Source organism: Streptomyces sp. MS06, from assembly GCF_047200655.1.
Taxonomy (GTDB): Bacteria; Actinomycetota; Actinomycetes; order Streptomycetales; family Streptomycetaceae; genus Streptomyces.
This window is the reverse complement of sequence record NZ_JBJZOJ010000168.1, coordinates 1-455: the sequence shown is the minus strand read 5'-3', so window position 1 is coordinate 455 and position 455 is coordinate 1. Positions and strand designations below refer to the sequence as shown.

Here is a 455-nt window from a genome sequence, read left to right as displayed (position 1 = left end):
GCCGTTGCTGTCCTGGAAGGAGCGGACCAGGACCTCGTAGAAGACGGCGCGTTTGAACCACTCCGGGTCCCGGTCCTTGGCCGGGGTGTCCTCGAAGGTGTCCGGGACGGGCTCGTTGACAGTCATGGCGGTGTGGGACCTCCGTTGTGTGGTGACGCTCACCGGACGTGGAACACGTGGGCCGGGGCCCCGCCGGGCTCCAGGCGCACGTAGTTGGTCCGGCTCCAGCGGTAGGTCGCCCCTGCCAGTTCGTCGTGCACGTCGAGGGACTCGTGCCAGTCCAGGCCGAGCCGTGGCATGTCCAACGAGACCGTGGCCTCCTGGGTGTGGTGGGGGTCGAGGTTGGCGACCACGACCACCGTGTCGGAGCCCTCCCGCTTGCTGTAGGCGATCACCGCGTCGTTGTCGGTCTCGTGGAAGCGGAGGTTCCGCAGCCGCTGCAGCGCGGGGTGCCG

General features: G+C 69.0%; 1 protein-coding gene. It reads right to left on the bottom strand.

Annotation, left to right across the window (positions count from 1 at the left end):
* Nucleotides 1-158: 158 nt before the first annotated feature.
* Nucleotides 159-455: alpha-glucosidase C-terminal domain-containing protein (locus tag ACL02U_RS32975; RefSeq protein ID WP_412794687.1), on the bottom strand; the 297-nt coding region annotated here is incomplete at its 5' end.